Source organism: Enterobacter sp. DSM 30060 (genome assembly GCF_013375955.1).
Classification (GTDB): Bacteria; Pseudomonadota; Gammaproteobacteria; order Enterobacterales; family Enterobacteriaceae; genus Enterobacter; species Enterobacter intestinihominis.
The window spans coordinates 3,259,299-3,285,091 of the sequence record NZ_CP056118.1 but is presented as its reverse complement, the minus strand read 5'-3'; the positions used below and the strand labels follow the sequence as shown (position 1 = coordinate 3,285,091).

At 55.5% G+C, this 25,793-nt stretch carries 26 protein-coding genes and 1 pseudogene; 13 read left to right on the top strand and 14 right to left on the bottom strand.

Going from position 1 to position 25,793, the window contains the following annotated elements:
- Positions 1-11 precede the first annotated feature (11 nt).
- The 7 genes from potI to nfsA all read right to left on the bottom strand — a co-directional run bounded on the left by potI (position 12) and on the right by nfsA (position 6,786).
- A complete protein-coding gene (gene potI / locus HWQ15_RS15590; RefSeq protein ID WP_063149648.1) occupies positions 12-857 on the bottom strand; it encodes a putrescine ABC transporter permease PotI in 846 nt (281 codons plus the stop codon).
- Positions 854-1,807: a putrescine ABC transporter permease PotH gene (potH, locus tag HWQ15_RS15585; RefSeq protein WP_022647573.1), complete on the bottom strand. Its 954-nt coding sequence runs from the start codon at positions 1,805-1,807 to the stop codon at positions 854-856. Before potH ends, potI begins: the two co-directional genes overlap by 4 nt.
- A 9-nt stretch (positions 1,808-1,816) precedes the next feature.
- Complete coding sequence (gene potG, locus HWQ15_RS15580; protein WP_017693732.1) at positions 1,817-2,950, bottom strand: putrescine ABC transporter ATP-binding subunit PotG; 1,134 nt, start codon at positions 2,948-2,950, stop codon at positions 1,817-1,819.
- Positions 2,951-3,093: 143 nt separating this feature from the next.
- Positions 3,094-4,206, bottom strand: a complete 1,113-nt coding sequence (potF, locus tag HWQ15_RS15575) for a spermidine/putrescine ABC transporter substrate-binding protein PotF (RefSeq protein ID WP_022647572.1) — start codon at positions 4,204-4,206, stop codon at positions 3,094-3,096.
- Between the two features lie 350 nt (positions 4,207-4,556).
- Positions 4,557-5,033: a YbjN domain-containing protein gene (locus HWQ15_RS15570; protein WP_022647571.1), complete on the bottom strand. Its 477-nt coding sequence runs from the start codon at positions 5,031-5,033 to the stop codon at positions 4,557-4,559.
- Between the two features lie 63 nt (positions 5,034-5,096).
- Entirely contained in the window at positions 5,097-5,999 is a 903-nt protein-coding gene (gene rimK / locus HWQ15_RS15565) for a 30S ribosomal protein S6--L-glutamate ligase (RefSeq protein ID WP_032621711.1), read from the bottom strand.
- A gap of 64 nt (positions 6,000-6,063) precedes the next feature.
- A complete protein-coding gene (nfsA, locus tag HWQ15_RS15560; protein ID WP_023299683.1) occupies positions 6,064-6,786 on the bottom strand; it encodes a nitroreductase NfsA in 723 nt (240 codons plus the stop codon).
- Between the two features lie 185 nt (positions 6,787-6,971).
- Between nfsA and HWQ15_RS15555 the strand changes: the two genes are divergently transcribed.
- A complete protein-coding gene (locus HWQ15_RS15555) occupies positions 6,972-7,241 on the top strand; it encodes a GrxA family glutaredoxin (protein WP_014169305.1) in 270 nt (89 codons plus the stop codon).
- A 30-nt stretch (positions 7,242-7,271) separates the two neighbouring features.
- Here HWQ15_RS15555 and HWQ15_RS15550 read toward each other — a convergent pair whose 3' ends face one another.
- Positions 7,272-7,646 (bottom strand): inner membrane protein YbjM, encoded by a 375-nt coding sequence (locus HWQ15_RS15550; RefSeq protein WP_023299682.1) that lies wholly within the window; start codon positions 7,644-7,646, stop codon positions 7,272-7,274.
- A 274-nt stretch (positions 7,647-7,920) separates the two neighbouring features.
- Between HWQ15_RS15550 and HWQ15_RS15545 the strand changes: the two genes are divergently transcribed.
- Complete coding sequence (locus HWQ15_RS15545; RefSeq protein WP_001024855.1) at positions 7,921-9,606, top strand: aspartate:alanine antiporter; 1,686 nt, start codon at positions 7,921-7,923, stop codon at positions 9,604-9,606.
- Positions 9,607-10,028: 422 nt separating this feature from the next.
- Here the strand turns inward: HWQ15_RS15545 and HWQ15_RS15540 are convergent, their stop codons facing one another.
- Positions 10,029-10,673 (bottom strand): hypothetical protein, encoded by a 645-nt coding sequence (locus tag HWQ15_RS15540; RefSeq protein ID WP_046618550.1) that lies wholly within the window; start codon positions 10,671-10,673, stop codon positions 10,029-10,031.
- 197 nt (positions 10,674-10,870) lie between these two features.
- Here HWQ15_RS15540 and HWQ15_RS15535 point away from each other — a divergent pair.
- The 4 genes and pseudogenes from HWQ15_RS15535 to arsC form a co-directional block, all read left to right on the top strand.
- Positions 10,871-11,172, top strand: a pseudogene (locus HWQ15_RS15535) (tlde1 domain-containing protein); the annotation flags it as partial.
- Between the two features lie 406 nt (positions 11,173-11,578).
- Positions 11,579-11,899 (top strand): metalloregulator ArsR/SmtB family transcription factor, encoded by a 321-nt coding sequence (locus HWQ15_RS15530; protein WP_015571018.1) that lies wholly within the window; start codon positions 11,579-11,581, stop codon positions 11,897-11,899.
- Positions 11,900-11,939: 40 nt separating this feature from the next.
- Positions 11,940-13,229 (top strand): arsenic transporter, encoded by a 1,290-nt coding sequence (locus HWQ15_RS15525; protein ID WP_063149647.1) that lies wholly within the window; start codon positions 11,940-11,942, stop codon positions 13,227-13,229.
- 12 nt (positions 13,230-13,241) lie between these two features.
- Positions 13,242-13,667: a glutaredoxin-dependent arsenate reductase gene (gene arsC, locus HWQ15_RS15520; RefSeq protein WP_063149646.1), complete on the top strand. Its 426-nt coding sequence runs from the start codon at positions 13,242-13,244 to the stop codon at positions 13,665-13,667.
- 27 nt (positions 13,668-13,694) lie between these two features.
- Here arsC and HWQ15_RS15515 read toward each other — a convergent pair whose 3' ends face one another.
- Positions 13,695-14,246, bottom strand: a complete 552-nt coding sequence (locus tag HWQ15_RS15515) for a TetR/AcrR family transcriptional regulator (protein ID WP_032624580.1) — start codon at positions 14,244-14,246, stop codon at positions 13,695-13,697.
- An 82-nt stretch (positions 14,247-14,328) separates the two neighbouring features.
- Here HWQ15_RS15515 and HWQ15_RS15510 point away from each other — a divergent pair, with 82 nt between their 5' ends.
- Both HWQ15_RS15510 and HWQ15_RS15505 read left to right on the top strand, forming a co-directional pair.
- The gene (locus HWQ15_RS15510) at positions 14,329-15,543 is read left to right on the top strand and encodes an MFS transporter (protein ID WP_063149645.1); all 1,215 of its coding nucleotides are present in this window, start codon (positions 14,329-14,331) and stop codon (positions 15,541-15,543) included.
- Positions 15,533-16,345 (top strand): Cof-type HAD-IIB family hydrolase, encoded by an 813-nt coding sequence (locus tag HWQ15_RS15505; RefSeq protein ID WP_022647558.1) that lies wholly within the window; start codon positions 15,533-15,535, stop codon positions 16,343-16,345. Before HWQ15_RS15510 ends, HWQ15_RS15505 begins: the two co-directional genes overlap by 11 nt.
- A gap of 495 nt (positions 16,346-16,840) precedes the next feature.
- On the opposite strand, the gene HWQ15_RS15500 is transcribed toward HWQ15_RS15505, so the two are convergent.
- Positions 16,841-18,073, bottom strand: a complete 1,233-nt coding sequence (locus HWQ15_RS15500) for an MFS transporter (RefSeq protein ID WP_063149498.1) — start codon at positions 18,071-18,073, stop codon at positions 16,841-16,843.
- 167 nt (positions 18,074-18,240) lie between these two features.
- Between HWQ15_RS15500 and HWQ15_RS15495 the strand changes: the two genes are divergently transcribed.
- From HWQ15_RS15495 to deoR, 3 genes are all read left to right on the top strand, one after another.
- Positions 18,241-18,969, top strand: a complete 729-nt coding sequence (locus HWQ15_RS15495; protein ID WP_048965570.1) for a phosphatase PAP2 family protein — start codon at positions 18,241-18,243, stop codon at positions 18,967-18,969.
- 7 nt (positions 18,970-18,976) lie between these two features.
- Positions 18,977-19,585: an undecaprenyl-diphosphate phosphatase gene (gene ybjG / locus HWQ15_RS15490; RefSeq protein WP_022647555.1), complete on the top strand. Its 609-nt coding sequence runs from the start codon at positions 18,977-18,979 to the stop codon at positions 19,583-19,585.
- 67 nt (positions 19,586-19,652) lie between these two features.
- A complete protein-coding gene (gene deoR, locus HWQ15_RS15485) occupies positions 19,653-20,411 on the top strand; it encodes a DNA-binding transcriptional repressor DeoR (protein ID WP_063149499.1) in 759 nt (252 codons plus the stop codon).
- Between the two features lie 86 nt (positions 20,412-20,497).
- Here deoR and dacC read toward each other — a convergent pair whose 3' ends face one another.
- Complete coding sequence (gene dacC / locus HWQ15_RS15480; protein WP_063149514.1) at positions 20,498-21,703, bottom strand: serine-type D-Ala-D-Ala carboxypeptidase; 1,206 nt, start codon at positions 21,701-21,703, stop codon at positions 20,498-20,500.
- A gap of 243 nt (positions 21,704-21,946) precedes the next feature.
- Between dacC and HWQ15_RS15475 the strand changes: the two genes are divergently transcribed.
- Positions 21,947-22,573: a glutathione S-transferase family protein gene (locus HWQ15_RS15475; RefSeq protein ID WP_022647552.1), complete on the top strand. Its 627-nt coding sequence runs from the start codon at positions 21,947-21,949 to the stop codon at positions 22,571-22,573.
- On the opposite strand, the gene HWQ15_RS15470 is transcribed toward HWQ15_RS15475, so the two are convergent.
- Positions 22,574-23,692: a PQQ-dependent sugar dehydrogenase gene (locus HWQ15_RS15470; protein WP_063148416.1), complete on the bottom strand. Its 1,119-nt coding sequence runs from the start codon at positions 23,690-23,692 to the stop codon at positions 22,574-22,576.
- A gap of 105 nt (positions 23,693-23,797) precedes the next feature.
- Complete coding sequence (gene bssR / locus HWQ15_RS15465) at positions 23,798-24,181, bottom strand: biofilm formation regulator BssR (protein ID WP_063149500.1); 384 nt, start codon at positions 24,179-24,181, stop codon at positions 23,798-23,800.
- A gap of 217 nt (positions 24,182-24,398) precedes the next feature.
- On the opposite strand from bssR, the gene rimO reads away from it, so the two are divergent.
- The gene (rimO, locus tag HWQ15_RS15460) at positions 24,399-25,724 is read left to right on the top strand and encodes a 30S ribosomal protein S12 methylthiotransferase RimO (RefSeq protein ID WP_022647549.1); all 1,326 of its coding nucleotides are present in this window, start codon (positions 24,399-24,401) and stop codon (positions 25,722-25,724) included.
- Positions 25,725-25,793 lie beyond the last annotated feature (69 nt).

The following is a 25,793-nucleotide window of genomic DNA, read 5'->3' as shown; positions in this document are numbered from 1 at the left end:
TAATAATTCCTTCAGCCGCGTCTTGCACGCTGGATATCGCGCACGCGCTGCTTTTCCGCGCGCGCCATCAAATACCAGGCGATAAATCCGACAATTCCGACCACCCCGAGGATGATGGAGGCCAGGGCATTAATCTCCGGATTCACCCCCATGCGCACGCTGGAGAAGACCAGCATCGGCAGCGTCGTCGCGCCCGGCCCCGACACAAAGCTGGCGATAACCAGATCGTCGAGCGAGAGCGTGAACGCCAGCAGCCAGCCGGAGATCACCGCCGGCATAATCATCGGCAGCGTAATGATGAAAAAGACCTTCAGCGGCGTGGCGCCGAGATCCATCGCCGCCTCTTCAATGGAGCGATCCAGCTCGCGCAGCCGCGAGGAGATGACCACCGCCACATACGCCGTACAGAAGGTGACGTGCGCCAGCCAGATGGTGAACATCCCGCGATCCGCTGGCCAGCCGATGGCGTGCGCCAGCGCGACAAACAGCAGGAGCAGCGACAGACCGGTGATGACGTCCGGCATGACCAGCGGGGCGGTGATCATAAACGCAAAACCATTTGCTCCGCGAAAACGGCCGAAGCGCACCATCACCAGCGCGGCAATCGTGCCCAGCACGCAGGCCATCGTCGCCGCCAGCGCCGCAATGGTCAGGCTCAGCCCCACCGCACTCATCATCGCATCATCGTGGAACAGCTCGCTGTACCAGCGCGTCGACCAGCCCGCCCAGACGGTGACCAGCTTAGAGCTGTTGAACGAGTAGATCACCAGCATCAGCATAGGCGCGTACAGGAAGGTAAAGCCGATAATCAGGATCAGAATTCGCCACGGGGAGCGTACTACCGGTAAGTTGTTCATCCGTGGTCTCCCATCTGTTTCTGCTGATGTTTGTGGAACCACATGATCGGCACGATCAGCAGCAGTAACATGACAATCGCCACCGCCGAGGCCACCGGCCAGTCGCGGTTATTGAAGAACTCCTGCCACAGCACGCGGCCAATCATGATGCTGTCCGGGCCGCCGAGCAGTTCGGGGATCACAAACTCCCCGACCGCCGGGATAAACACCAGCATCGATCCGGCGATGATCCCGCCTTTTGTGAGCGGCACAATGACGCTGAAGAACGTCTTCAATGGGCGTGCGCCGAGATCCAGCGAAGCTTCCACCAGCGAGTAATCGATTCGCGTCAGCGCCGTATAGATTGGCAGCACCATAAACGGCAGATAGGCATAGACAATCCCGATATACACCGCAAGGTTGGTATGCAGGATCGTCAGCGGCTGGTCGATCACCCCAAGCCACAGCAGGAAGTTATTCAGTATGCCGTTATTCTTCAGGATCCCCATCCACGCGTACACGCGGATCAGGAACGATGTCCACGACGGTAAAATGACCAACAGCAGTAAAATATTTCGCGTCGACGGCTTGCTGTGCGCCACTGCCCACGCCAGCGGGTAGCCCATCAACAAGCAGCAGATCGTTGAGATCGCCGCAACCTGTAACGACTGTAAATAGGCTTCGAAATAGAGCGGATCCTCAGTCAGTTGCAGGAAATTCCCGAGGTTTAAGGTCAGCGTCAGCTGCCCGTCGGCCCACTCCCACAGATCGGTATACGGTGGGATCGCCCGCGCCATCTCCGCCAGGCTGATCTTAAAGACGATCAGGAACGGCAGCAGAAACAGCAGGATCAGCCAGATATAGGGCATGGCGATGACCAGCTTGCGGCCATGCGCCATCTGCACGCGCGCCAGCCAGTGCGAGAAACCGCCCGGTTTTTTGACGCGGGCTGGAGGTTCAAGTGTGCTCATGACCGCTCCTTATACCGTCAGGACTACGCAACTGTCCGCATCCCAGCACAGGCTCACTTCGTCGCCCCAGGTTGGCTGTCCCTTGCGATACCGGTGTTCGTTCTGTAACTGGGCGCTGAGCATCTGCCCGCTTTTCAGGCGGACATGGTAAATCGACAGATCGCCGAGATAGGCGATGTGTACCACTTCGCCCACGGCAAAGTTATAGCCATCGGCGGGCGGCTCATCGCAAAGCATGATTTTTTCCGGGCGCAGGGCAACGTAAACCGGCACGTTGTCCACCACGGAATTATCAGAATCAACCTTAAGCGGGTGCACCAGCCCCGGCGATTCAATCACCAGACCGTCGTCCTGGCGTTCCTTCAACAGCCCTTCGAAGACGTTTACCGAGCCGATGAACTCCGCGCTGTAGCGGGTTGTCGGGTGTTCGTAAATCTCCTCCGGCTCGCCTATCTGCACGAACTTACCGCGATTCATGATCGCAATGCGCCCGGCCATGGTCATCGCCTCTTCCTGGTCGTGCGTCACCATCACGCAGGTCACCCCTACGCGCTCAAGGATATCCACCACTTCCAGCTGCATCCGGTCGCGCAGCTTTTTATCCAGCGCGCCCATCGGCTCGTCGAGCAGGAGTAATTTCGGCCGTTTGGCCAGACTTCTTGCCAGCGCCACGCGCTGACGCTGGCCGCCGGAAAGCTGATGCGGCTTACGCTTCGCGAACTCCTGCATGTGCACCAGGCTCAGCATCTCCGCCACGCGCGCGGTGATTTCGGCTTTCGGCAGTTTGTCCTGCTTCAGGCCGAAGGCGATGTTCTGCTCGACGGTCATGTGCGGGAACAGGGCATAGGACTGGAACATCATGTTAATGGGCCGCTGGTACGGCGGCACGCTGGAGAGGTCTACCCCATCCAGCACGATCTGCCCGGCGGTAGGTTGTTCAAACCCGGCCAGCATACGCAGCAGGGTCGATTTACCGCAGCCGGATGCGCCGAGCAAAGCAAAAATTTCACCTTTGTAGATCGTCAGGCTGACATCGTCCACGGCATGCTGGCCGTCGAAGGATTTGGTGAGGTTTCGAATTTCAAGAAGCGGGGTCAGCGCTTTACGGACTTTCGCCTGCGGGCGGGGGATCGCGTCATTCACGGGGTGCTCTCCGGCATAGATCAACACTGGTGCAAACGCACCGTCAGGGTGCGCATCGCCGGGCGGCGCTAACGCTTGCCCGGCCTACGGGATTTGTCGGCCCGGTAAGCGACAGCGCCACCGGGCAACGATATCAAACGCCGTTACTTACCGCTTTTCACCTTGGTCCACGCGCGGGTACGCACACGGTCAATTTTCGGTTCCTGCACTTTCAGGGTGAAGAGCTTGGCAAACACATCGGCTGGCGGGTAGATCGCCGGATTATTGCGGATTTCTTCGCTCACCAGCGGCACGGAGGCCTTGTTACCGTTGGCGTAGTAGACGTGGTCGCTGATGTGGGCAATCACTTCCGGACGCATCAGGTAGTTGAGGAACTGATACGCTTCCTCTTTGTTTTTCGCATCAGCCGGCATCGCGAAGACGTCGAAGAACGCCAGCGCCCCCTCCTTCGGAATGAAGTAGGAAACATTCACACCGTTTTTCGCCTCTTTCGCACGGTTCGCTGCCTGCCAGACGTCACCCGCCCAGCCAATGGCCACGCAGATATCCCCGTTAGCCAGGTCGTTGATGTACTGAGAGGAGTGGAAGTAGCGAATATTCGGACGCAGCTTCAATAGCAGGTCGGTCGCCGGACCGGTGTAGTCGTCGGCCTTGCTGCTGTTTGGATCTTTGCCGAGATAGTTAAGCACGGTGGCGAAAATCTCTTCCGGCGCATCGAGGAAAGAGACGCCGCAGCTTTTCAGCTTCTCGAGATTTTCCGGCTTCAGCACCACGTCCCAGCTGTCCAGTTTGACGTCCGGGCCCAGCGCCGCTTTGACTTTATCCACGTTAAAGCCAATACCAGTGGTCGCCCACAGGTAAGGCATGGCGTATTTGTTGTCCGGATCATGCTTCGCCACCAGCTTCAGCACTTCCGGATCGAGGTTTTTCCAGTTCGATAACTTGTTCTTGTCCAGCGGCTGGAAGACACCGGCGGTCAGCTGACGCTCCAGGAAGCTTGCAGAGGGCACCACCAGGTCGAAACCGGTACTGCCCGCCATCAGTTTGCCTTCCAGTACTTCGTTGGAATCGAATACGTCGTAGACAACCTTAATGCCGGTCTCTTTTTCAAAATTCGCGACGGTGTCCGGCGCAATATAGTCAGACCAGTTATAGACGTGCAGCGTTTTTTGTTCCGCAGCGAGCGTGCCGGCAGAGACGGCCATCAGAGCACCCGCAACCAGACCCGATAACCATTTTTTATTCAAGGCGATCATATTGTTATTCCTTCTGAAAGCTCGTTAACAAACGAACCAAAACTGTGCAGCCTGAAGATATGCAATATTCATGCATAGTTTGTCGCTCTGCCCGAAATAAAACACACCCCTCTTCCCGGCAGGTTCCGCTCGCTTTTTTAAGCACCGCAAGAATAACTGTAGCCCGTGTCTCCGGCTATAGCCCAGACGAAAAAACGCCTTTTATCAATTTTTTATGCAGATTATGTCTACGTGATAAGCCGAAACGGCCCGAGAGGAGGTGAAAAATTCTTTAAAGAAAGGTTAAAAGCAGCAGAAAAAGCGGTGTTATGCAGCCGCTCTGGTAGCGACTGCGCAAAAGTCAGACAGGCTTAGTGGAGAAAATTGGAAGATGCATCATTATTCTCGGCATCATCTTCCGCGCTATACAGCAGGTGATGTGCGTTGGCTTCCATCATTACCATGGAAATTTGCTCTTCGCTCAGGCGCATAAACCAGGCGAACTGTTTGAAGGAGAGCCCCGCGCCGGAGAATAAAGACTGGCAAACCACCAGCTTCGGCAGATTATCATCCTGTATGTCGAGAAACGCTTTCACGGTCAAAGAACTGGCGTTAATCGCTGACAGATCGGATGCCAGTGCAAGCAGCGCTGAAGGCTTCACTTCAGCCAGCGCCGAGAACAGGATCACGTCGTTAATCAGATCGATTTTGGCATCAAAAATACCATCGAAATTTTGCATGTGAGGCAGATGCAGCGCCTGGCAGGAGTCGCATTCGAAAAAAGTAATACCGGCATCATCGAGCCATTGACGTAACGTATCCAGTGTAGGTACGACCTGTAAATCCATCGCTGTGCAGCCTCTTAAATAAAAACGTTGTCCAGCTTACGCAAAAAGTGCGCGCCGATCCATTTAACCGCCCGTTTTCAGGCAAAATCCCGGCGTCGCATGGCGTTCAATCCATGCGATCATTTTACCTGCAATATCGACGCCTGTGGTTTTTTCCACCCCTTCCAGCCCCGGCGAGGCGTTAACTTCCATCACCAGCGGCCCGCGGTCGGCACGCAGCAGATCGACCCCCGCCACGTCCAGACCCAGCGTCTGCGCCGCTTTCACCGCAATCTCACGCTCGCGCTCGCTGATAAGGGCCACCCGCGCGATACCGCCGCGGTGCAGGTTAGAGCGGAAGTCGCCCTCTTTCGCCTGCCGCTCTATGGCGGCAACCACTTCATCGCCCACCACAAAGCAGCGGATGTCGCACCCTTTGGCCTCTTTAATATACTCCTGCACCAGAATATGGGCATTCAGACCGCGAAAGGCGTCAATCACGCTTTCCGCCGCCTGACGCGTCTCCGCCAGTACCACCCCAATACCCTGCGTGCCTTCCACCAGCTTAATGACCAACGGCGCACCACCCACCATGTCGATTAAATCGCTGGTGTCGTCCGGGGAGTGAGCAATCCCGGTGACGGGCAAATCGATCCCCTGGCGCGCCAGCAGTTGCAACGAGCGCAGCTTATCGCGGGCGCGTGAGATCGCCACGGACTCATTGAGCGGATAGCTTCCCAGCATTTCAAACTGGCGCAGCGCGGCCGTGCCGTAATAGGTGATCTGGGAGCCAATGCGGGGAATTACCGCATCAAAATGCGGGAGTTTGCGGCCTTTGTAATGAATCGACGACGCCGCAGGGTCGATGTTCATATAGCAGGACATCGGATCGAGGATCTCAACCTGATGTCCGCGTTTCGCCGCCGCTTCTCGCAGGCGTTTACATGAATAGAGCGTTCCATCCCGGGACAATATGGCAATTTTCACCCTGCACCTCTCTAAAGACATGGGAAAAGCCTGCCTATCATACACGAGGCGCAGGAGGAAGGGACTATCGCGTTGCCCAGCCCTGTTTGTGCAGGTAATCAAGAATGAACGGGCGGTTTTCTTTAATGATGGTGCGACGAATATGGTCGCTCCAGGTATCGCGGCGGTTGTTGCTGTCGCGCGTCAGATAGTAGTTCGCCAGCTCTTCATCGTATTGATGCAGAACGTCCTGATCGACCGGCTGGTAGTGGTTTTCATGCACCAGCATCGCAGCAGGAATACGCGGCTTCAGATCCGGGTTATCCGCCGGCCAGCCGAGGCACAGACCAAACAGCGGCAACACGTGTTTCGGCAGCTTCAGCAGTTGCGTCACGCTTTCGATGTTATTACGCAGCCCGCCAATATAGACGCCGCCAAGCCCCAGCGATTCCGCCGCCGTGAACGCGTTTTGCGCCATCAATGCCGTATCCACCACGCCCAGCAGCAGCTGTTCCGCCAGCCCCAGCTCCGCCTCAGGACAGATTTGCAGGTGACGGTTAAAATCGGCGCAGAACACCCAGAACTCAGCCGCCTGGGCAACGTGCTTTTGTCCGCCCGTCAGCGTTACCAGCTGCTCACGCATCGCCGGATCGGTGATGCGGATAATGGAGCTGCACTGCAAAAAGCTGGAGCTGGAGGTGCCTCTTGCGCTGTCGATGATCGCGTCCCGCTGCGCCTGGGTGATCGGCTCATCGGTGAAATGGCGAATGGAACGGTGGGAACGAAGCAGGTCAATGGTTGGCGTCATTTTGTCTCTCTTTGTATTGCGTAAAACGTATGGCAGCCAGTATAGGCAATCATCCACCTGATGTAATTGGCGAAACATAGCCTGACTGTATCAAAGTGACAGGTGAAACCTTCTTTCCATGACGGCAGGTTATCGTGCACTATAGGGATTATTCGCCGTCAGGCTTGTTTTTTGAGGAGAGAGAAATGTTTGCAGTAATTTTTGGTCGTCCAGGATGCCCTTACTGTGTGCGCGCGAAAGAGCTGGCTGAGAAACTGACTGAAGAACGTGATGATTTCAACTTCCGTTACGTGGATATCCACGCGGAAGGCATCAGCAAAGCCGATCTGGAAAAAACCGTGGGTAAACCGGTTGAAACCGTGCCGCAGATCTTCCTCGATCAGAAACACATCGGCGGCTGCACCGATTTCGAAGCGTACGCCAAAGAGCACCTGGGCCTGTTTGCCGCTCAGTAATGCTAAGACGCCCTCACCCTGAGGGCGTTTTTATTTATGGTGCTTCCGCTGTTGCAGCAGGCTGCGCATAAATAAGAAACAGAGCGCGCCCAGCGCACACCAGAAAACGCCACTCAGTAGCCACGCCACTTCCTGCCAGACGCTTCTCGACGAGAGAAACAGCACGCGCATCAGAAGCAGGCAGAGGGGCGCCGCAAGGATGGCCCCCAGCAGCGGCATTACCACCTCGCCTTTGCGCGAGAGAAAACTGGCCACTACCCCCGGCAGGATGAAGAACAACAGGCCCAGCTCGGGATGACCGGACGCTCTGAAGGCGCCCTTCACATTAAAAGCAAGCGACATGCAAACGACCGTAAACAGCAAAAAGCAGCTGATTACGCCAACCCAGTTTCGTTTAAAGTTCAAACTATCCTCCTGACTTATCTCTATCAAATACAAAAATCGTCCGGTGGACGCCCAGTCAGATAAAGCATTGCGGCAATCCTTGCCAAAGCACGCACACAAGTCGTGCGATAATAGGTGGCTGTCGGTAGCTATTACGATTAAACTAACCGCCTGCTAGTGTTTAGGGTATTTATCAGGAAGCAGGGAGGTGCAAAGTGATTCCCTGACTCTGAAAACAGTAGCCCAAATAGTCCTTTCATTCAACAACTTACTGGTAAACAAGAAGTTAGCCTCCGTGAATATAAACGTCGCAGACTTGTTAAATGGGAATTACATCCTGTTATTATTTGTGGTACTGGCACTGGGCCTTTGTCTGGGTAAATTGCGCCTGGGTTCAGTTCAACTTGGTAATTCCATTGGCGTTTTAGTCGTCTCCCTGTTATTAGGTCAGCAACATTTCAGTATTAACACGGACGCGCTTAACTTAGGTTTCATGCTGTTTATTTTCTGCGTTGGCGTGGAAGCCGGTCCGAACTTTTTTTCCATTTTCTTCCGAGACGGCAAAAATTATCTGATGCTGGCGCTGGTGATGGTCGGCAGCGCCCTGCTGATTGCGTTAGGGCTGGGCAAACTGTTTGGCTGGGACATCGGCTTAACGGCCGGTATGCTGGCAGGCTCGATGACCTCCACGCCGGTGCTTGTTGGCGCGGGGGATACGCTTCGTCATTCTGGCATGGCAGGCACGCAGCTTTCCGCCGCACTGGATAACCTGAGCCTGGGCTATGCCCTGACCTATCTGATTGGTCTGGTGAGCCTGATTGTGGGCGCGCGCTATCTGCCAAAACTTCAGCACCAGGATCTCCAGACCAGCGCCCAGACCATTGCCCGAGAGCGTGGTCTGGATACGGACTCCAAACGTAAAGTATACCTGCCGGTGATCCGCGCCTACCGCGTCGGGCCAGAGCTGGTTGCCTGGACCGACGGGAAAAACCTGCGCGAGCTGGGGATCTACCGTCAGACCGGCTGCTACATCGAACGTATCCGTCGTAACGGCATTCTGGCAAACCCGGACGGTGACGCGGTGCTCCAGATGGGCGATGACATCGCCCTTGTTGGCTACCCGGACGCCCACGCGCGTCTCGATCCGAGCTTCCGCAACGGGAAAGAAGTGTTCGACCGCGACCTGCTGGACATGCGTATCGTCACCGAAGAGATTGTGGTGAAGAACCACAACGCCGTGGGCCGCCGTCTGGCGCAGTTGAAGCTGACCGACCACGGCTGTTTCCTCAACCGCGTGATCCGCAGCCAGATTGAAATGCCTATCGACGATAACGTGGTGCTTAATAAAGGCGATGTGTTGCAGGTCAGCGGCGATGCCCGACGTGTTAAAACCGTTGCCGACCGTATCGGCTTTATCTCGATTCACAGTCAGGTGACGGACCTGTTAGCCTTCTGCGCCTTCTTCATTGTTGGCCTGATGATCGGAATGATCACCTTCCAGTTCAGTAACTTTAGCTTCGGCATCGGTAACGCTGCCGGTCTGCTGTTCGCCGGGATCATGCTGGGCTTCCTGCGAGCGAACCATCCCACCTTCGGCTACATCCCTCAGGGAGCGCTGAACATGGTGAAAGAGTTCGGTCTGATGGTCTTTATGGCGGGTGTCGGCTTAAGCGCCGGGAGCGGCATTGGCAATGGCCTGGGTGCGGTCGGCTGGCAAATGTTGGTTTCCGGACTTATCGTCAGCCTGGTACCGGTAGTCATCTGCTTCCTGTTCGGCGCCTACGTGCTCCGCATGAACCGCGCCCTGCTCTTCGGCGCGATGATGGGCGCGCGCACCTGCGCACCGGCAATGGAGATCATCAGCGACACCGCGCGCAGCAACATCCCGGCGCTGGGCTATGCAGGCACCTACGCCATCGCAAACGTGCTGCTGACGCTGGCAGGTACGCTGATCATCATTATCTGGCCAGGACTCGGATAAATCTCAAGATTGCGTGTGGCTGAAAAAATTTTCGTTACGCGCAGAACTTTTTACGCAGGATGCAGTCATAACTAGTGCCACTGCTTTTCTTTGATGTCCCCAATTTGTGGAGCCCATCAACCCCGCCATTTTTGGTTCAAGGTTGATGGGTTTTTTGTTTCCCTAAAAAATAGCTTTTAAATTCAATCAATTGCATAGTTTCGGGTTATTGGCGACATTATGCGACGGATTTTTTGTATGTCAGGTTTGATTCGACAAAATCGAGCGATAAAGCTCACCCGCCTCTAATTTTTGCGGCTCCGTATGAAAGCACATAGCCAACTATCAACGCCCCAAAACAACCGGTGAATTTCATCCATGTACTTTCAAACCAGAAGAATGACCCCATAGCAAAAAGCACAGCCAGAAAGGTGATAGTTCCCTCAATTGCGTGGGACATTAACGATTTTACAAATTTCATTCTGTATTCCTTTGCAATCAATAGGGTGTCCTTCAATGAACACCAGGTAAGGCTCTAACTGCTGTTCAACGAGAAAGTAGACCATATCCAGACTCTCTTTTGACACCCTGGCGTATGTAGAGGGATATTTGGCTTTCATCCGTCTTGACGCTCTGGCTGATTCTTCAATGATTCCCTGAAACATCACGACGTTTAACGCTGCTGAAGCGCTGAACCGAATAAAATGCTTGTACGCCTGATCAATCGCCAGACGATTCAACATCAGACTTGCGGTTGTCTGTGCCAAAGCTATTTGCCCTGCTGCTCGCCCACCAACGCTCCCGGCTCCGTAACCCAATTTATTGTTTACGGCCTCTTTACCATCATCATTGAGTTTCTGATAGAACGACGTGAAAACGATAGTTATCAGTCTGCGTAATGGTGACTCAGCATTACCCAGGCTCTTGAGCATATAGAAAAAACGCTCCGTCTCAGCCTGGTTTCTTTGTTTAGCGCTATCCCCGGCAAGCCCGCTTCCCTCCCAGCTTCTTACAACGCCCATGTAAGCTGTGTTCGGTATGGAGGAGATCCCATCGAGAATCCCTAATGCAACCTGTTTAATATCCATATCTCATACGTATTGTTCTGAACCCGAACAAAGAATAACCAAAGCTCACGGGCGCTTCCAGACGTAATTTTTCAGTTTCCCAGAAATCCTTAAATTCCCCTTGTACCGTGCCAGCTCTGCCCTGTCGCCCGGTTGCGCCGTTAAAACAAGAAACCCAAACGATCCTCCAAATCTCACATAAAATTATTTTTTATCTTAACCAATGGAACAAAATAAGATCCGGTGCGGAATTTGGCCGTGATGAGTGGTTTGCTTTATATAAGGATGACTGGGGAATCGACGATGGAACATGGATTGATCACGTCTATCGCGGGCTGTTCAGACTCCATCCCGGTACAGTGTCAGAAGGGTGTATATCAATCGCCCATAACTCCGATTAGCATTAATCCGTAACGCTCTTATGAACACAGAGCTTATTCAGGTTCCATGTATGCGTTCACATATGGCTCGCGGCTGTATTGAGGTTATTGACGGTGGATATCACTACCCTTGCCTGTAAATGGGGCTCAAGACTGCTTAAGGCCGTCTGGTTTGCGTTAATTAGCTTTCTGCCAGGACGCACGCTGGGTCCTTCAACAGCTTATATTAACCACGACGTTGCAACTGCTATTTGCGGCTTCATCTATGGTGATATTAATGCGGAGACAATGTACGAAACATATACAAATATTGATATTTTGATTCTGTTAACATCTGCAACGATCGTCTGTCTCATAACATTGAAGATATTCAACAAAACCAGGAATCATTAATCTTCTAATCCCGCCCTGTCTGTGGCTCAAAGACGACGGCTCAACGTAATGGTACTTCACTGAGGACATTTATTTGCCCTTATTGCCCTTCCCTCACTCGCCACAAACATATATGATTTAATGTATATGACAAAAACCACGCAGGATCGCCAGATGCTTCACCCCGTTCAGCTCTTCAAAACCCTCTCCGATGAAACGCGGCTCTCCATCGTCATGCTTCTGCGTGAAGCGGGCGAGTTGTGCGTCTGCGATCTCTGCTCCGCTACCAACGAGCCGCAGCCGAAAGTCTCCCGCCACATGGCCTTACTGCGCGAGGCCGGGCTGGCCATCGACCGTCGCGAGGGTAAGTGGATCTACTACCGTCTCTCTCCCAACATGCCTGCATGGGCGGCAACCGTTATCGACACCAGCTGGAACTGCCTGCGAGAAGAGACACGTATGAAGCTGAAAAACCGCCTCCCGGGCTCGTGCTGACCACAACACTTTCACAAAAACAGATATAACGGAGTAAAAGATGTTTCTGGCAGGGGCTATTTTTCTGTTTACGCTGGTACTGGTTATCTGGCAGCCCAAAGGGCTCAGTATCGGCTGGAGTGCCACCATTGGCGCCGCGCTGGCGCTGGCGAGCGGTGTGATCCACGTTAACGACATTCCGGTGGTCTGGAACATCGTCTGGAATGCGACGGCCACGTTTATCGCGGTAATCGTTATCAGTTTGCTGCTGGATGAGTCCGGTTTTTTCGAGTGGGCGGCGCTGCACGTTGCTCGTTGGGGAAATGGTCGCGGGCGGTTGCTGTTTACCTGGATCGTGCTGCTGGGTGCGGCCGTGGCGGCGCTGTTCGCCAATGACGGTGCGGCATTGATCCTGACACCTATCGTTATCGCCATGCTGCTGGCGCTGGGGTTCAGCAAGCAGGCCACGCTGGCGTTCGTGATGGCGGCGGGATTTATCGCCGATACCGCCAGCCTGCCGCTGATTGTCTCCAACCTGGTCAACATCGTCTCAGCGGACTTCTTTAAGCTGGGCTTTAGCGAATACGCCTCGGTGATGATCCCGGTTGATATCGCCGCAATTGCCGCGACGCTGGTGATGCTGCATCTGTTCTTCCGCAAGGAAATACCGCCGGAATATGACCTGGCAAAACTCCGCGAGCCCGCACGGGCCATTCATGACCTGCCGACGTTCAGAACGGGCTGGATCGTGCTGCTGCTACTGCTCGTCGGTTTCTTTGTGCTTGAACCTCTGGGTATCCCGGTCAGCGCTATCGCAACAACTGGCGCGCTGATTTTATTTGCCGTTGCTAAACGCGGGCACGCCATTAACACCGGGAAAGTGCTGCGCGGCGCACCCTGGCAGATCGTTATCTTTTCGCTGGGGATGTATCTGGTGGTGTATGGCCTGCGTAATGCCGGGCTGACGGAGTCTCTTTCAGGCGTTCTTGATCGCTTAGCCGGACACGGACTCTGGGCCACTACGCTGGGAACCGGATTTATCACCGCCTTTCTGTCATCCATAATGAACAATATGCCAACGGTATTGATCGGCGCGCTCTCCATTGAGAGTAGTGCGGCAACAGGCTTGATTAAGGAGGCGATGATTTACGCTAACGTGATTGGCTGCGATCTGGGGCCGAAAATCACCCCCATCGGTAGCCTGGCTACCCTGCTATGGCTTCATGTGCTGGCACAGAAAAACATGACCATTACCTGGGGCTACTATTTCAGGACGGGCATCATAATGACGCTACCGGTTCTGTTTGTGACGCTCGCCGCGCTGGCGCTACGTCTCTCCTTCACACTGTAATGAGTAACGGATATGAGCAACATCACTATCTACCACAACCCGGCCTGCGGCACGTCGCGCAATACGCTGGAGATGATCCGTAACAGCGGTACGGAACCCGAAATTATTCTCTATCTTGAGAACCCACCGTCGCGTGATGAATTGACCAGGCTGATTGCAGACATGGGGATTTCCGTATGCGATCTGCTGCGCAAAAACGTCGAGCCTTATGAGCAACTGGGCCTTGCCGGGGGAAATTTCACCGATGACCAGCTTATCGATTTCATGCTGCTGTACCCCATTCTGATTAACCGTCCGATTGTGGTGACGCCGCTGGGTACACGTCTGTGCCGCCCTTCTGAAGTCGTTCTCGACATCCTTCCGGACGCGCAAAAAGGGGCATTTACGAAGGAAGATGGCGAAGTCGTCGTTGACGCCAGCGGGGAAAAAATCTCCTGACATCAGGCGTGGCCGGGGCGAGCGCTATCAGACGGTATCCTCGCCTGCAATCCGTCCCACTATCGCCCGGATCTCCTCCCGGGTTAACGGCGACCGGTCGGTTACAAAATGCAGCGTCATCCCCTCGATAAACGCATCCAGCGCACGGGCGGTGGCCGGATCAAACCACTGCTCAAGCGTAGTCTGGCTCATCTTCATCCAGTCCTGCATCACCGTTTTCAGCGCGGCGCTGCGGTGCATAAAAGCGTACAGCTGATACATCAGCGCCATATTGTGTGGCGTGGTCACGGCTGAACTGTGGATCAGCGTGGTAATGGCCTCGCACGCCCTCTCCCGCCCGGTCACCCCCGCGAAGAAATCCCGGTACTGCTGAGACATCTGCTGCGTAAACCACGTGAACGCCTCCTCCAGAAGCGACTCCATCCCGTCGAAATAGTAGGTCATCGACCCCAGCGGTACGCCTGCGCAGGTGGCAATTTTGCGGTGCGTGACGGCATGAATACCGTGCTCAGCAATGGTGTCCAGCGTCGCCTGGAGTATCTTCTCGCGGCGGTTAGGGTCGTTTGGTGGTCTGCTCATAAAATCCTCATCCGGTTTATGTACAAATGTACACAAAGTTGCTAGTGTTGTCGCTATTGTTGTACTTCTGGTGCTGATCCCAATGACGCTAACTTCTCCTCGCAAAGCCCTGCATCTGCGCATGTGGGCGCTGTTTATGTTCTTCTTCATCCCCGGGCTGCTGATGGCTTCCTGGGCAACGCGCACCCCGGCAATCCGCGATACGCTATCCGTCTCGACGGCGGAGATGGGGATCGTGCTGTTTGGCCTGTCGATTGGCTCGATGAGCGGCATCCTCTGCTCGGCCTGGCTGGTGAAGCGCTTTGGCACGCGCGCGGTGATCCGTACCACCATGTGCTGCGCCGTGGTGGGAATGTTCGCTTTGAGCGTGGCGCTGTGGTTCGCCTCGCCGCTGATGTTTGCCCTTGGGCTGATGGTATTTGGCGGCAGCTTTGGTGCGGCTGAAGTGGCCATTAACGTCGAGGGAGCCGCCGTCGAACAGGCGATGAACAAAACGGTGCTGCCCATGATGCATGGCTTTTACAGTCTCGGCACGCTGGCGGGCGCGGGCGTGGGGATGGCGCTGACGGCGCTGGGCATTGCGGCCAATGTGCACATTTTGCTGGCGGCGCTGGTCTGTATTATCCCGATCCTCACCGGCATCAGGGCTATTCCCGCAGGCACAGGACAACACGCCTCGGACGAACAGAAGTCTGTGGCAAAAGGGTTGCCCTTCTATCGTGATTTCCAGCTAATGCTGATTGGCGTAGTGGTGCTGGCGATGGCATTTGCTGAAGGCTCCGCCAACGACTGGCTACCGTTGCTGATGGTGGACGGGCACGGATTTAGCCCCACCTCCGGCTCGCTGATCTACGCTGGATTTACGCTCGGCATGACCGTCGGACGCTTTACCGGCGGCTGGTTTATCGACCGTTACAGCCGCGTGGCGGTCGTCCGTGCCAGCGCCCTGCTGGGTGGGCTGGGCATAGCGATGATCATCTTTGTGGATGTGGACTGGATTGCCGGTGTGTCGGTGATCCTGTGGGGGCTGGGCGCCTCCCTTGGCTTCCCGCTGACCATTTCCGCTGCCAGCGATACCGGTCCCGATGCGCCGACGCGCGTGAGCGTTGTGGCGACCACGGGCTACCTTGCCTTCCTGGTGGGGCCACCGTTGCTTGGATTCCTCGGTGAGCACTACGGGTTGCGCAGCGCCATGCTGGTGGTGTTAGGGTTAGTGATTATTGCCGCCCTGGTGGCGCGTGCGGTGGCAAAACCGGAAGCAGAACAAACGACAATGGAGAAGGGATATGAGCGTTAAACTGATTGCAGTCGACATGGATGGCTCCTTCCTGAGCGATGCGAAAACCTATAATCGCGCGCGTTTTCTGGCGCAGTACGCGCGCATGAAAGCGCAAGGCATCCGTTTTGTGGTCGCCAGCGGAAACCAGTACTACCAGTTGATCTCATTTTTCCCCGAGATCGCCCATGAAATCGCCTTCGTCGCCGAAAACGGCGGCTGGGTGGTGGATGCGGGCGAAGACGTGTTTAACGGCGAACTGTCGAAAGAGCATTTTCTGACCGTCGCCACCCTGTTAAACGACGTGCCCGGCATTGAGATAATTGCCTGCGGAAAAAACAGCGCCTACACGCTGAAAACGTATAACGACCTCTTCAAAGAGATTGCGGCGAAATACTATCACCGCCTTGAAAGCGTCAGCAGCTTTGACAACCTCAACGATATTTTCTTCAAGTTCGGGCTTAACGTCTCTGACGACGAAATACCGCGCATTCAGGCGCTGCTGCATGAGAAGCTTGGCGACATCATGGTGCCGGTGACCACGGGTCACGGCAGTATCGACCTGATAATCCCTGGCGTGCACAAAGCTAACGGCCTGCGGATCCTGCAAGCGCGCTGGGGCATTGAGGACAGTGAAGTGGTGGCCTTTGGCGACAGCGGTAACGACGTGGAGATGCTGCGCCAGGCTGGGTTTGGCTTCGCGATGGCCAACGCCAGACCGCATATAAAGGCTGTGGCCCGCTATGAAGCGCCGAACAATAATGACGAAGGGGTGCTGGACGTGATTGATATGGTGCTGGAGGGGAAGGCGCCGTTTAATTGATTCCGTGCGGTCTGGTGCCCTCACCCTAACCCTCTCCCACAGGGCTGAGGGATCCCCAGTAATTTTTTTATGCAGAAGCAATAAAGTTGCTTTCTAAATGACTGAGGGCTGTCAGCGATGCCCTGGTCCGGCTGTAAATCGCTAAGGCGTTTCCTGCAGGCCGGGGCGAGGCGCAGGGATGCGCCGAGAGGGCGGCTTTACAGGGACGTTGCCTCCGCCCGTACCCGATAAGCCGGAAGGAATAAGCCGAGGGCACCGCGAAGCGGCGATTTACCGCCGGGAGCCCGGGTCGCCAGGGTGGTGGCGACTGAGCCACCCTGGCACGTTCACCGGTCATGTCGTTACAGAGTAGCAAGGAACATAAAGTGAACGGAATGACCACCACAGCCGTATGTTCCCCTCACCCTAACCCTCTCCCCGGAGGGGCGAGGGGATTGCTCAGTGCTCGCATTAATTTGTGGGGATCCCTCAGCCCACAGGGAGAGGAAATAAGGATTACGGTTGCAGTGCGCTTCCGACGCGTTTGTCCTTCAGGAACACCACCATCAGCCCTACCCACAGCACACCGTTTGCGAGATTGAACAGGCTGAAGAGCCCGTTTCCGCCAAACGCATAAGCATGCTTGCTCACCTCAATACCGACGGTGAAAATCAGCATTTGCAGCATCCCCATCGCGGCAGACACCGTGCCTTTACTCATTTCACTGGCGAACAGCGTCAGGCGCACCAGGCCAGCATTCGCCACGCCGATACCAAACGCGTAAACACTCAGCCCCGCCGTCATCCACAGGTACGCATGAGACGAGGCTACGGTCGCCACCGCCGCGATAATCAGCCCTGCCGCTATGGGCCAGCCGCCCAAAATAATCAGCGAACGCACGGTACGGCGCGACGTCAGACGCGCCAGCACCAGGTTACCGATAATCAGCGCGCCAAAAATCGGCACCTGTAACAGGCCATACTCATAGCTGCTAAGCTGTTCGCCGCTGATGATAATGACCGGCGACTGGGCAATCCACGCCAGCAGTGGCAGGCTGACAAAGCCCGTCGCCAATGCGCCCGCGACAAAACGGCCATTTTTCAGCACTGCCTTATAATCCCGCCCCAGCTCTTTAAGCGAGAGCTTTTCGCCCAGGCGGGTGGCGGTTTCCGGCATCGCACGGTGCAGGCCAAAGAAAGAGATAGCCGCAAGCGCGGCAAAGAGGACGAACATCCCCTCCCACGGCGCGACGTGAACCCATGCGGCTCCCACCAGCGGCCCAAGAAGCGGTGCAATCAGTGCCACGTTTGCCATCAGCGCGGTAATTTTGATACACACCGCCTCCTCAAACGACTCCTGAATAGCGGCATAGCCCACGGCGCCAATAAAGCACAGGCTCACGCCCTGAAGGAAACGCAGCAGTGTGAACTGCTCAATACTCTGCGCCAGCAGCGTGGTGAGACAGGTGACGATAAACCACACTACGCCCGTCAGCATCACCGGACGGCGGCCAATACGATCCGACAGCGGCCCTAACAGCCACTGTAAAAACATGCCGCCCGCCAGATAGGCGGTCATGGATGTCGGTACCCACTCAATACCTGCGTTGTACTGCTCAACCACAGCCAGCATGCCGGGCTGGATCATGTCGTTGCCGATGTAGGTAGAGAATTCGTAAAGCACCAGACACAGAGGAAAAAGTAACGCCTGACGACCCAGACGATTACCGGAAGAAGAACGGTTTATCATGCAATCTCTTTAGTATGAAAAAATCGCGATGAGTGTAATGAATTGCCGCTGTCTGAGATAGCAAATTAACGTGAAAAAACAGAAATAACGCACTTATCGTTGTTGTTTAAGGTTTCCTTAAGTTGCCCTCCCTATGATAGTGCTATTTCACGTTATTGACCGAAACTATGACACACGCCGTCAGCCCTTCAGAATTATCTAAGTTACCGACAAATAAGACAAAACGTCTTTACCGTTTGCCTCCCCGCTTTTATGGTTATCAACTTTTCGTGCTTATTGCCCTTGCGGTGCTTTTTACCTGGCTTTCGCGCGATGAATCGCTTGACCGATGGATAACCGGTTTCTGGTATGACGCAGCGGCGCATCATTTTCCGCTACAGCAAAACCCGTTGCTGGATCTGCTGAACCATCGGCTGGCGAAATATGTGACCATTGTTATCGCTGCCGCATCGCTGATTTACGGCGCTTACAAACGCAATGCCCGACTGGTAACGGCCGCGCTTCTGATGGGGCTGGGTGCGCTGGTAGTAGGGGTGCTGAAAAGCATAAGCCACCACAGCTGTCCGTGGGATCTGGTGGAATATGGCGGCAGGTCCGTTTCGTATCCCCTGTTCAGCGCCGTTCCGGCAGACAGCGGACCGGGACGCTGCTTTCCCGGCGGCCACGCCTCCAGCGGGTTTATGGTGATGGGGCTGTTTTTTGCCTTCTGGCGTGAACGTCCGCGCCTGGCATGGTCCTTTGTCGCGTCAGGCGTTGTTATGGGGCTGGTGATGGGCTTCGGGCAGGTCATGCGCGGCGCGCATTTTTTCTCTCACAACCTGTGGGCCGGGTGGTGGGTCTGGTTTTCCCAGGTGCTGGTTTACGGGCTGGTTTCCGCCCGGTTTGCTAAAGAGTAACGAGATTATGTTAGAAAATCTGAACTACGAACTGTTTTACCTGCTCAACGCCACACCGTCGTCACCGGAATGGATGATCGATCTCGCCACATTCATTGCGAAAGATCTGATTAGCATTGTACCGGCGCTGGCGGTGATCCTCTGGTTATGGGGACCTCGTACACAGGTCACCGCCCAGCGCCATCTGGTGATCAAAATGGCGATGGCAATTGGCGTGAGCGTGCTGGCAAGCTACGTGCTGGGTCACGCCTTCCCGCACGATCGTCCGTTTGTCGATCGCGTCGGCTACAACTTCCTGCACCATGCGCCGGATGACTCGTTCCCGAGCGATCACGGCACGGTGATCTTCACCTTTGCGCTGGCCTTCCTGTTCTGGCATCGCCTGTGGTCCGGCGTAGTGCTGATGGGCGTGGCAGTCGCCATCGCCTGGTCCCGCGTCTACCTGGGGGTGCACTGGCCGCTGGATATGGTCGGCGGTTTCCTGGTGGGGCTGATGGGCTGCGTCAGCGCAGCCATCCTGTGGAGCCTTTTTGGCCCGGCGCTTTATCGTGGATTATCACAGGCCTATCGCGTTCTGTTTGCCCTTCCGATCCGCAAAGGCTGGATACGTGACTAACCCCGGTCCGTCAGGTTACACTTGAGCCCCCGCCCTGCGGGGGCTCACTTTTTTAGCCCGAGGATCTATGGAAACACGTCGCGATGACCGCATTGCTCAGCTGCTTCAGGCGCTGAAGCGCAGCGATAAGCTGCATCTTAAGGAAGCCGCTTCCCTGCTTGGCGTGTCTGAAATGACCATTCGTCGCGATCTGAACAGCGACAGCGCCCCCGTTGTGCTGCTTGGCGGGTATATTGTTCTGGAGCCGCGTAGCGCCAGCCATTATCTGTTAAGCGATCAAAAAACACGCCTGGTGGAAGAGAAGCGCAAAGCCGCGCGGCTCGCCGCCTCGCTGGTGCAGCCGCATCAAACGCTGTTTTTTGACTGCGGTACGACAACCCCGTGGATCATCGAGGCCATCGACAGCACCGTTCCCTTTACCGCCGTCTGTTATTCGCTAAATACCTTCCTGGCCTTGCAGGAGAAACCAGCCTGCCGGGTGATTTTGTGTGGCGGCGAGTTTCATGCCAGCAACGCCATCTTCAAGCCGCTAAATATTCAGGACACGCTGAGCAATGTATGCCCTGATATCGCCTTTTACTCTGCGGCGGGCGTGAATGTGAAACAGGGGGCAACCTGTTTTAATCTTGAAGAGTTACCGGTGAAACAGTGGGCGCTCAACGCCGCGCAGCAGCATGTGCTGGTGGTTGATCACAGTAAATTTGGCAAGGTCCGTCCTGCAAGGATGGGAGAACTGTCGCGCTTTGACGCCATCGTCAGTGATTGCCGCCCGGATGACGAGCTGGTGGCATACGCGAAAGCGCAGAAGGTGAAGTTGATGTATTGAGGTTATGCCGGGTGGCGCTGCGCTTACCCGGCCTACGTTCGAGCCGTTGTAGGCCGGGTAAGGCGAAGCCGCCACCCGGCAAAAACTTAGCTGAACCAGCTGCCAAACCAGCCGTGGAATTTCATTAACACAAAGTCCCACATCCGGCTGAAGAAGCCGCCCTCTTCCACCGCTTCCATTACCACCAGCGGACGCTGCTCAATAGATTTGCCGTTAAGCTGGAAATCTATCGTCCCGACCACCTGACCTTTTTTCAGCGGTGCGGTGAGCTGTGGCTCGGTCAGGGTATAGCTGGCTTTCAGGTTTTTCAGCTGACCGCGTGGAATGGTGACGGAACCCGCTTCACCCGCTCCCAGGTTCACTTCACTTTTATCACCAAACCAGACGCGCTGACTCACGAAGGTAGCGTCCGGCTTAATCGGCGTGACGGTTTCAAAGAAGCGGAAACCCCAGGTCAGCAGTTTTTCGGATTCGTTAAAACGAATTCGGTCGGTTTTCGTTCCCAGCACCACTGAGATCAGGCGCATATCGCCCTGCGTCGCAGAAGCCACCAGGTTGTATCCGGCCCCGGCAGTTGTACCGGTTTTCATGCCGTCCACGTTAACGTTGCTACTCCACAGTAGACGGTTACGGTTAGGCTGGCGGATATTGTTGAAGGTAAATTCTTTCTCTTTATGGATAGCGTACTCATCCGGCACGTCATGGATCAGCGCTTTGCCCAGCAGCGCCATATCGCGCGCGGTACTGAACTGACCCGGCGCATCCAGGCCGTGAACAGTTTTAAAAGTGGTATTGGTCAGACCCAGTTTTTTCGCGTAGCCATTCATCAGCCCAATAAATGAGTCCTGACTGCCCGCGACGTAATCGGCCAGCGCAATACAGGCATCATTTCCCGACTGAATAATGACCCCTTTATTCAGATCGGACACGGAGACCTGGTCGCCAGGCTTCAGGAACATCACGGACGAGCCGCGCAGCGCCGGATTACCGGTCGCCCAGGCATCTTTCCCGACGGTGACCATGTCATTCAGCTTGATCTTGCCCGCTTTCAACGCCTGGCCGACCACATAGCTGGTCATAATTTTCGTCAGGCTCGCCGGGTCGAGTTTCTCGTCGGCGTTACCTTCCGCCAGCACTTTCCCGCTGGCGTAATCCATCAGGATCCAGGCGCGCGCATCAACAGGCGGCGCTTCGGGCGCTGTCTGTTCCGCCGCATGGAGCGTTGGGGCAAAAAGGAAAAGCAGCGCCGAGCCTGCCGCCAGGCTGCGCAGAGAGGAAATTTTTTGCGTCATAAATGCCACCCGAGTGTCCATTCTAAAAATCACGTCACAATCACCGTGTCGCAAGAAGCGATGAGTAATAGCGCACTACAGCCTTCAAAGAAACCTGTTCCAGGTAAAGTTTTTAAAGTTTATGCAATAACATTCAGATACGCTTTGATTGCGGTGTTTTTTTTAGCATCTGTTGCGTAATTGTTAGGTTTATCTCACCATGGCGAAAAGCTGACTCGGATTCACATCTCATCGGGAGTAAATATGATTACGCTGTGGGGCAGGAACAATTCGACCAACGTGAAAAAAGTGCTCTGGACGCTGGAAGAGCTGGATTTACCGTTTAAGCAGGTTATGGCGGGCCTGGAGTTTGGCGTGAATAAAGACGCGGACTACCTGGCGATGAACCCAAACGGACTGGTGCCGCTACTGCGCGATGACGAGACAGACGCCACGCTGTGGGAGTCTAACACCATCGTGCGATACCTCGCCGCGCAGTACGGCCAGGGTCGGCTGTGGGTAGAAAATCCAGCCCAGCGCGCGCAGGGCGAAAAATGGATGGACTGGGCAAACCAGACGCTTTCCCCAACGCACCGCGTGATCCTGATGGGGCTTATCCGTACGCCGGAAGCCGATCGTGATTATCCCGCCATTCATGCCGCCCAGGACGCGTGCGAGTCGCTGTTTGCGATGATGGACGACGAACTGGCGAAGCATACCTGGTTCTCCGGCGACACGTTCGGCGTGGGCGATATCGCCGTCGCCCCTTTCGTCTGGAACCTCACTAACATGGGTCTCAGCTGGACCCCGCGCCCTCACCTTCAGCGCTGGATCCAGCAGCTCAGCGAGCGCCCGGCGTATCGCAACGTGGTGATGATCCCGGTGACCTGATTACGACCCGGACGGGCTGACTTTCCAAAGCTGCCCGTCCGTCTCGTCGGTCAGCACGTACAGATAACCATCCGGCCCGACGCGCACATCGCGAATTCGATGATCTTTATCCCCAAGAATGCGCCCGTCCTCCGTCACGGTATTGCCCTTCACGCTCAGCACGATGACGTCTTTCTCCTTCAGCGCGCCGATAAACAGCTTGTTTTTCCATTGCGGGAAGACGTCGCTGTTGTAGAACGCCATGCCGCTGACGGCGGGCGACACTTTCCAGACAAACAGCGGTTTTTCAGTGCCCTCAACGTGCTCGCCTTTCGCTTCCGGGATTTTCAGGCCGCTGTAGTTGATCCCGTGCGTCGCCATCGGCCAGCCGTAGTTTTTGCCTTTTTCAGGAATGTTGATCTCATCCCCGCCGCGAGGGCCGTGTTCATTAAGCCACAGCGCGTCGCTCCACGGGTTCATCGCCATCCCCTGCGGGTTGCGAATGCCGTAAGACCAGATTTCAGGCCGTGCACCGGCGGTGTTCACAAACGGGTTATCCGGCGGCACTTTCCCGTCCTCCGTCAGGCGCACCACCTTACCCTGAAGCTTATCCAGATCCTGCGCCGTCGGGCGCTGGTTGTTTTCACCTAAGCCAATAAAGAGATGGCCTTTGCCGTCGAACACCAGCCGTCCGCCAAAGTGGTTGCCAGTAGAGAGCTTCGGCATCTGTCGGAACACCACCTGGAAGCCCTCAATGCGCGAGAGGTCATCGCTCAACCGCCCGTAGCCCACCGCGGTGCCCGCTTTTCCATCATCACCCGCCTCGGCGAAGCTGAGCCAGATCCGCCGTGATTGTTCAAAATCCGGGGCCAGCACCACGTCCAGCAATCCGCCCTGGCCGCTCGCCCAGACCTTCGGCACGCCGACAATCGGATCGGAGAGCCCTTTCCCTGCCTGCCAGTGCTTAAGCTGCCCGTCTTTTAGCGTGATCAGCAGCCCCTTATTATCAGGCAGAAACGCCAGCGACCAGGGGTGATCCAGTTTTGTCTGTAGCACGTCGACCTTAACCGTCTCGGGCGCCGCAAGCAGCGAAAGCGGGAATAACAGTACAGGGAGGAAAAGCAGCGAGGATCGAGGCATAACGCACTCCTTTATCGGCATATGGCTTAAAGATTAGCCACTGTTCCCGGGTGCGTTAACACTTTTACAAAAGCTTAATCAAAAGGGGGAGTTGCCTCCCCCGGTTCAGTGTCGGGCAAGCGTTTCCGGCTTGTTCAGACACATGATGCAAAGCGCGAGCGTGGTCAGGCAGTTTTCAAGCTTCTCCGCGTTAACGGCAATAAAATTCGGGCAGTCGTGACGTCCGTTCATCAAACAGACCCCGGCGATGGAAAGCACCTCGGCGGCGCGGCGCAGCGCCACTAGTTCGTTTTCAGCGCAGTGCGCTTTCAGGATGGGTGCTTTTTCACGCATGAAATTGCAAAGTTCAAAGAAATTATCACGCAGATTTTCGCTTTCGCTGACTGACATATACCCTTTCGCCTTGCGGAGTTGCAGATATGCAGCCAGGTCGATTCGGGCGTTGATCAGCTTGTTAAGCAGATCGCGTTTCAGTCTGTCAACGGACATGCTATTTCCTCCTCTGTCAGCCATGTTACCCTATTAATAATAAGGTCATTTTTTGTACAATGTGATGCCTGAGATCAATAAACGATAACTGATTAACATTCTTTACAATGTTACAACGATTGCCCGCCTCAACTGCGCCATCAAGAGTGTATAAATCCCCCGCGATACGCTGTAAAATCCCGCCCTGATAACTCCATAATTGATGAATTTTTAACCTATGAGCAATGTTACGCACCCGCCGAAAATCGGCTTTGTCTCCCTGGGCTGCCCGAAGAACCTGGTGGATTCCGAACGCATCCTGACTGAACTTCGCACTGAAGGCTATGACGTGGTGCCAAGCTACGACAACGCCGACATGGTGATCGTCAACACCTGCGGGTTCATCGACAGCGCGGTCCAGGAGTCACTGGAAGCCATTGGTGAAGCCCTGACGGAAAATGGCAAAGTGATTGTCACCGGCTGCCTGGGCGCGAAGGTGGATCAGATCCGCGAAGTGCACCCGAAGGTACTGGAGATCACCGGCCCGCACAGCTACGAGCAGGTGCTGGAACATGTTCATCACTACGTACCAAAGCCAAAGCACAACCCGTTCCTGAGCCTGGTGCCGGAGCAGGGCGTGAAGCTGACGCCGCGCCACTATGCTTACCTGAAAATTTCCGAAGGCTGCAACCATCGCTGCACCTTCTGCATCATCCCGTCGATGCGTGGCGATCTGGTGAGCCGTCCGATTGGCGAGGTGCTGGCAGAAGCCAAACGCCTGGCCGACGCGGGCGTGAAGGAGTTACTGGTCATCTCCCAGGACACCTCCGCCTACGGCGTGGACGTCAAACACCGCTCCGGTTTCCACAACGGCGAGCCGGTAAAAACCAGCATGGTCGGCCTGTGCGAGCAGCTTGCTAAGCTCGGGATCTGGACGCGTCTGCACTACGTCTACCCTTACCCGCACGTTGACGACGTGATTCCGCTGATGGCGGAAGGCAAAATCCTGCCGTATCTGGATATCCCGTTACAGCACGCCAGCCCGCGCATTCTGAAGCTGATGAAGCGTCCTGGATCCGTTGACCGCCAGCTGGCGCGCATCAAGCAGTGGCGCGAAATCTGCCCGGATCTGACCCTGCGCTCCACCTTCATCGTTGGCTTCCCGGGTGAAACCGAAGAAGATTTCCAGATGCTGCTCGACTTCCTGAAAGAAGCGCGTCTGGATCGCGTGGGCTGCTTCAAGTACAGCCCGGTTGAAGGCGCAACGGCCAACGAGCTGGCGGACCAGGTACCGGAAGAGGTCAAAGAGGAACGCTGGAACCGCTTTATGCAGCTGCAACAGCAGATCTCTGCTGAACGCTTGCAGGAGAAAGTGGGCCGCGAAATTCTGGTCATTATCGACGAAGTGGACGAAGAAGGCGCGATTGGCCGCAGCATGGCGGATGCGCCTGAAATCGACGGCGCGGTGTACCTGAACGGGGAAACCAACGTCAAGCCGGGCGATATTATTCGCGTGAAGGTTGAAAACGCCGACGAGTATGATTTGTGGGGCAGCCGGGTTTAATCTTTAACCCCTCACCCCGGCCCTCCCCCAAAGGGGCGAGGGGGAACAGACCGCACCGAGCAGTCCCCT

Coding starts and splice junctions, on each gene's coding strand:
- potI (WP_063149648.1), bottom strand. CDS start 857: ATGAACAACTTACCGGTAGTACGCTCCCCGTGGCGAATTCTGATCCTG.
- potH (WP_022647573.1), bottom strand. CDS start 1,807: ATGAGCACACTTGAACCTCCAGCCCGCGTCAAAAAACCGGGCGGTTTC.
- potF (WP_022647572.1), bottom strand. CDS start 4,206: ATGATCGCCTTGAATAAAAAATGGTTATCGGGTCTGGTTGCGGGTGCT.
- HWQ15_RS15570 (WP_022647571.1), bottom strand. CDS start 5,033: ATGGATTTACAGGTCGTACCTACACTGGATACGTTACGTCAATGGCTC.
- nfsA (WP_023299683.1), bottom strand. CDS start 6,786: ATGACGCCAACCATTGACCTGCTTCGTTCCCACCGTTCCATTCGCCAT.
- HWQ15_RS15555 (WP_014169305.1), top strand. CDS start 6,972: ATGTTTGCAGTAATTTTTGGTCGTCCAGGATGCCCTTACTGTGTGCGC.
- HWQ15_RS15540 (WP_046618550.1), bottom strand. CDS start 10,673: ATGGATATTAAACAGGTTGCATTAGGGATTCTCGATGGGATCTCCTCC.
- HWQ15_RS15530 (WP_015571018.1), top strand. CDS start 11,579: ATGCTTCACCCCGTTCAGCTCTTCAAAACCCTCTCCGATGAAACGCGG.
- HWQ15_RS15525 (WP_063149647.1), top strand. CDS start 11,940: ATGTTTCTGGCAGGGGCTATTTTTCTGTTTACGCTGGTACTGGTTATC.
- arsC (WP_063149646.1), top strand. CDS start 13,242: ATGAGCAACATCACTATCTACCACAACCCGGCCTGCGGCACGTCGCGC.
- HWQ15_RS15515 (WP_032624580.1), bottom strand. CDS start 14,246: ATGAGCAGACCACCAAACGACCCTAACCGCCGCGAGAAGATACTCCAG.
- HWQ15_RS15510 (WP_063149645.1), top strand. CDS start 14,329: ATGACGCTAACTTCTCCTCGCAAAGCCCTGCATCTGCGCATGTGGGCG.
- HWQ15_RS15505 (WP_022647558.1), top strand. CDS start 15,533: ATGAGCGTTAAACTGATTGCAGTCGACATGGATGGCTCCTTCCTGAGC.
- HWQ15_RS15500 (WP_063149498.1), bottom strand. CDS start 18,073: ATGATAAACCGTTCTTCTTCCGGTAATCGTCTGGGTCGTCAGGCGTTA.
- HWQ15_RS15495 (WP_048965570.1), top strand. CDS start 18,241: ATGACACACGCCGTCAGCCCTTCAGAATTATCTAAGTTACCGACAAAT.
- ybjG (WP_022647555.1), top strand. CDS start 18,977: ATGTTAGAAAATCTGAACTACGAACTGTTTTACCTGCTCAACGCCACA.
- deoR (WP_063149499.1), top strand. CDS start 19,653: ATGGAAACACGTCGCGATGACCGCATTGCTCAGCTGCTTCAGGCGCTG.
- dacC (WP_063149514.1), bottom strand. CDS start 21,703: ATGACGCAAAAAATTTCCTCTCTGCGCAGCCTGGCGGCAGGCTCGGCG.
- HWQ15_RS15475 (WP_022647552.1), top strand. CDS start 21,947: ATGATTACGCTGTGGGGCAGGAACAATTCGACCAACGTGAAAAAAGTG.
- HWQ15_RS15470 (WP_063148416.1), bottom strand. CDS start 23,692: ATGCCTCGATCCTCGCTGCTTTTCCTCCCTGTACTGTTATTCCCGCTT.
- bssR (WP_063149500.1), bottom strand. CDS start 24,181: ATGTCCGTTGACAGACTGAAACGCGATCTGCTTAACAAGCTGATCAAC.
- rimO (WP_022647549.1), top strand. CDS start 24,399: ATGAGCAATGTTACGCACCCGCCGAAAATCGGCTTTGTCTCCCTGGGC.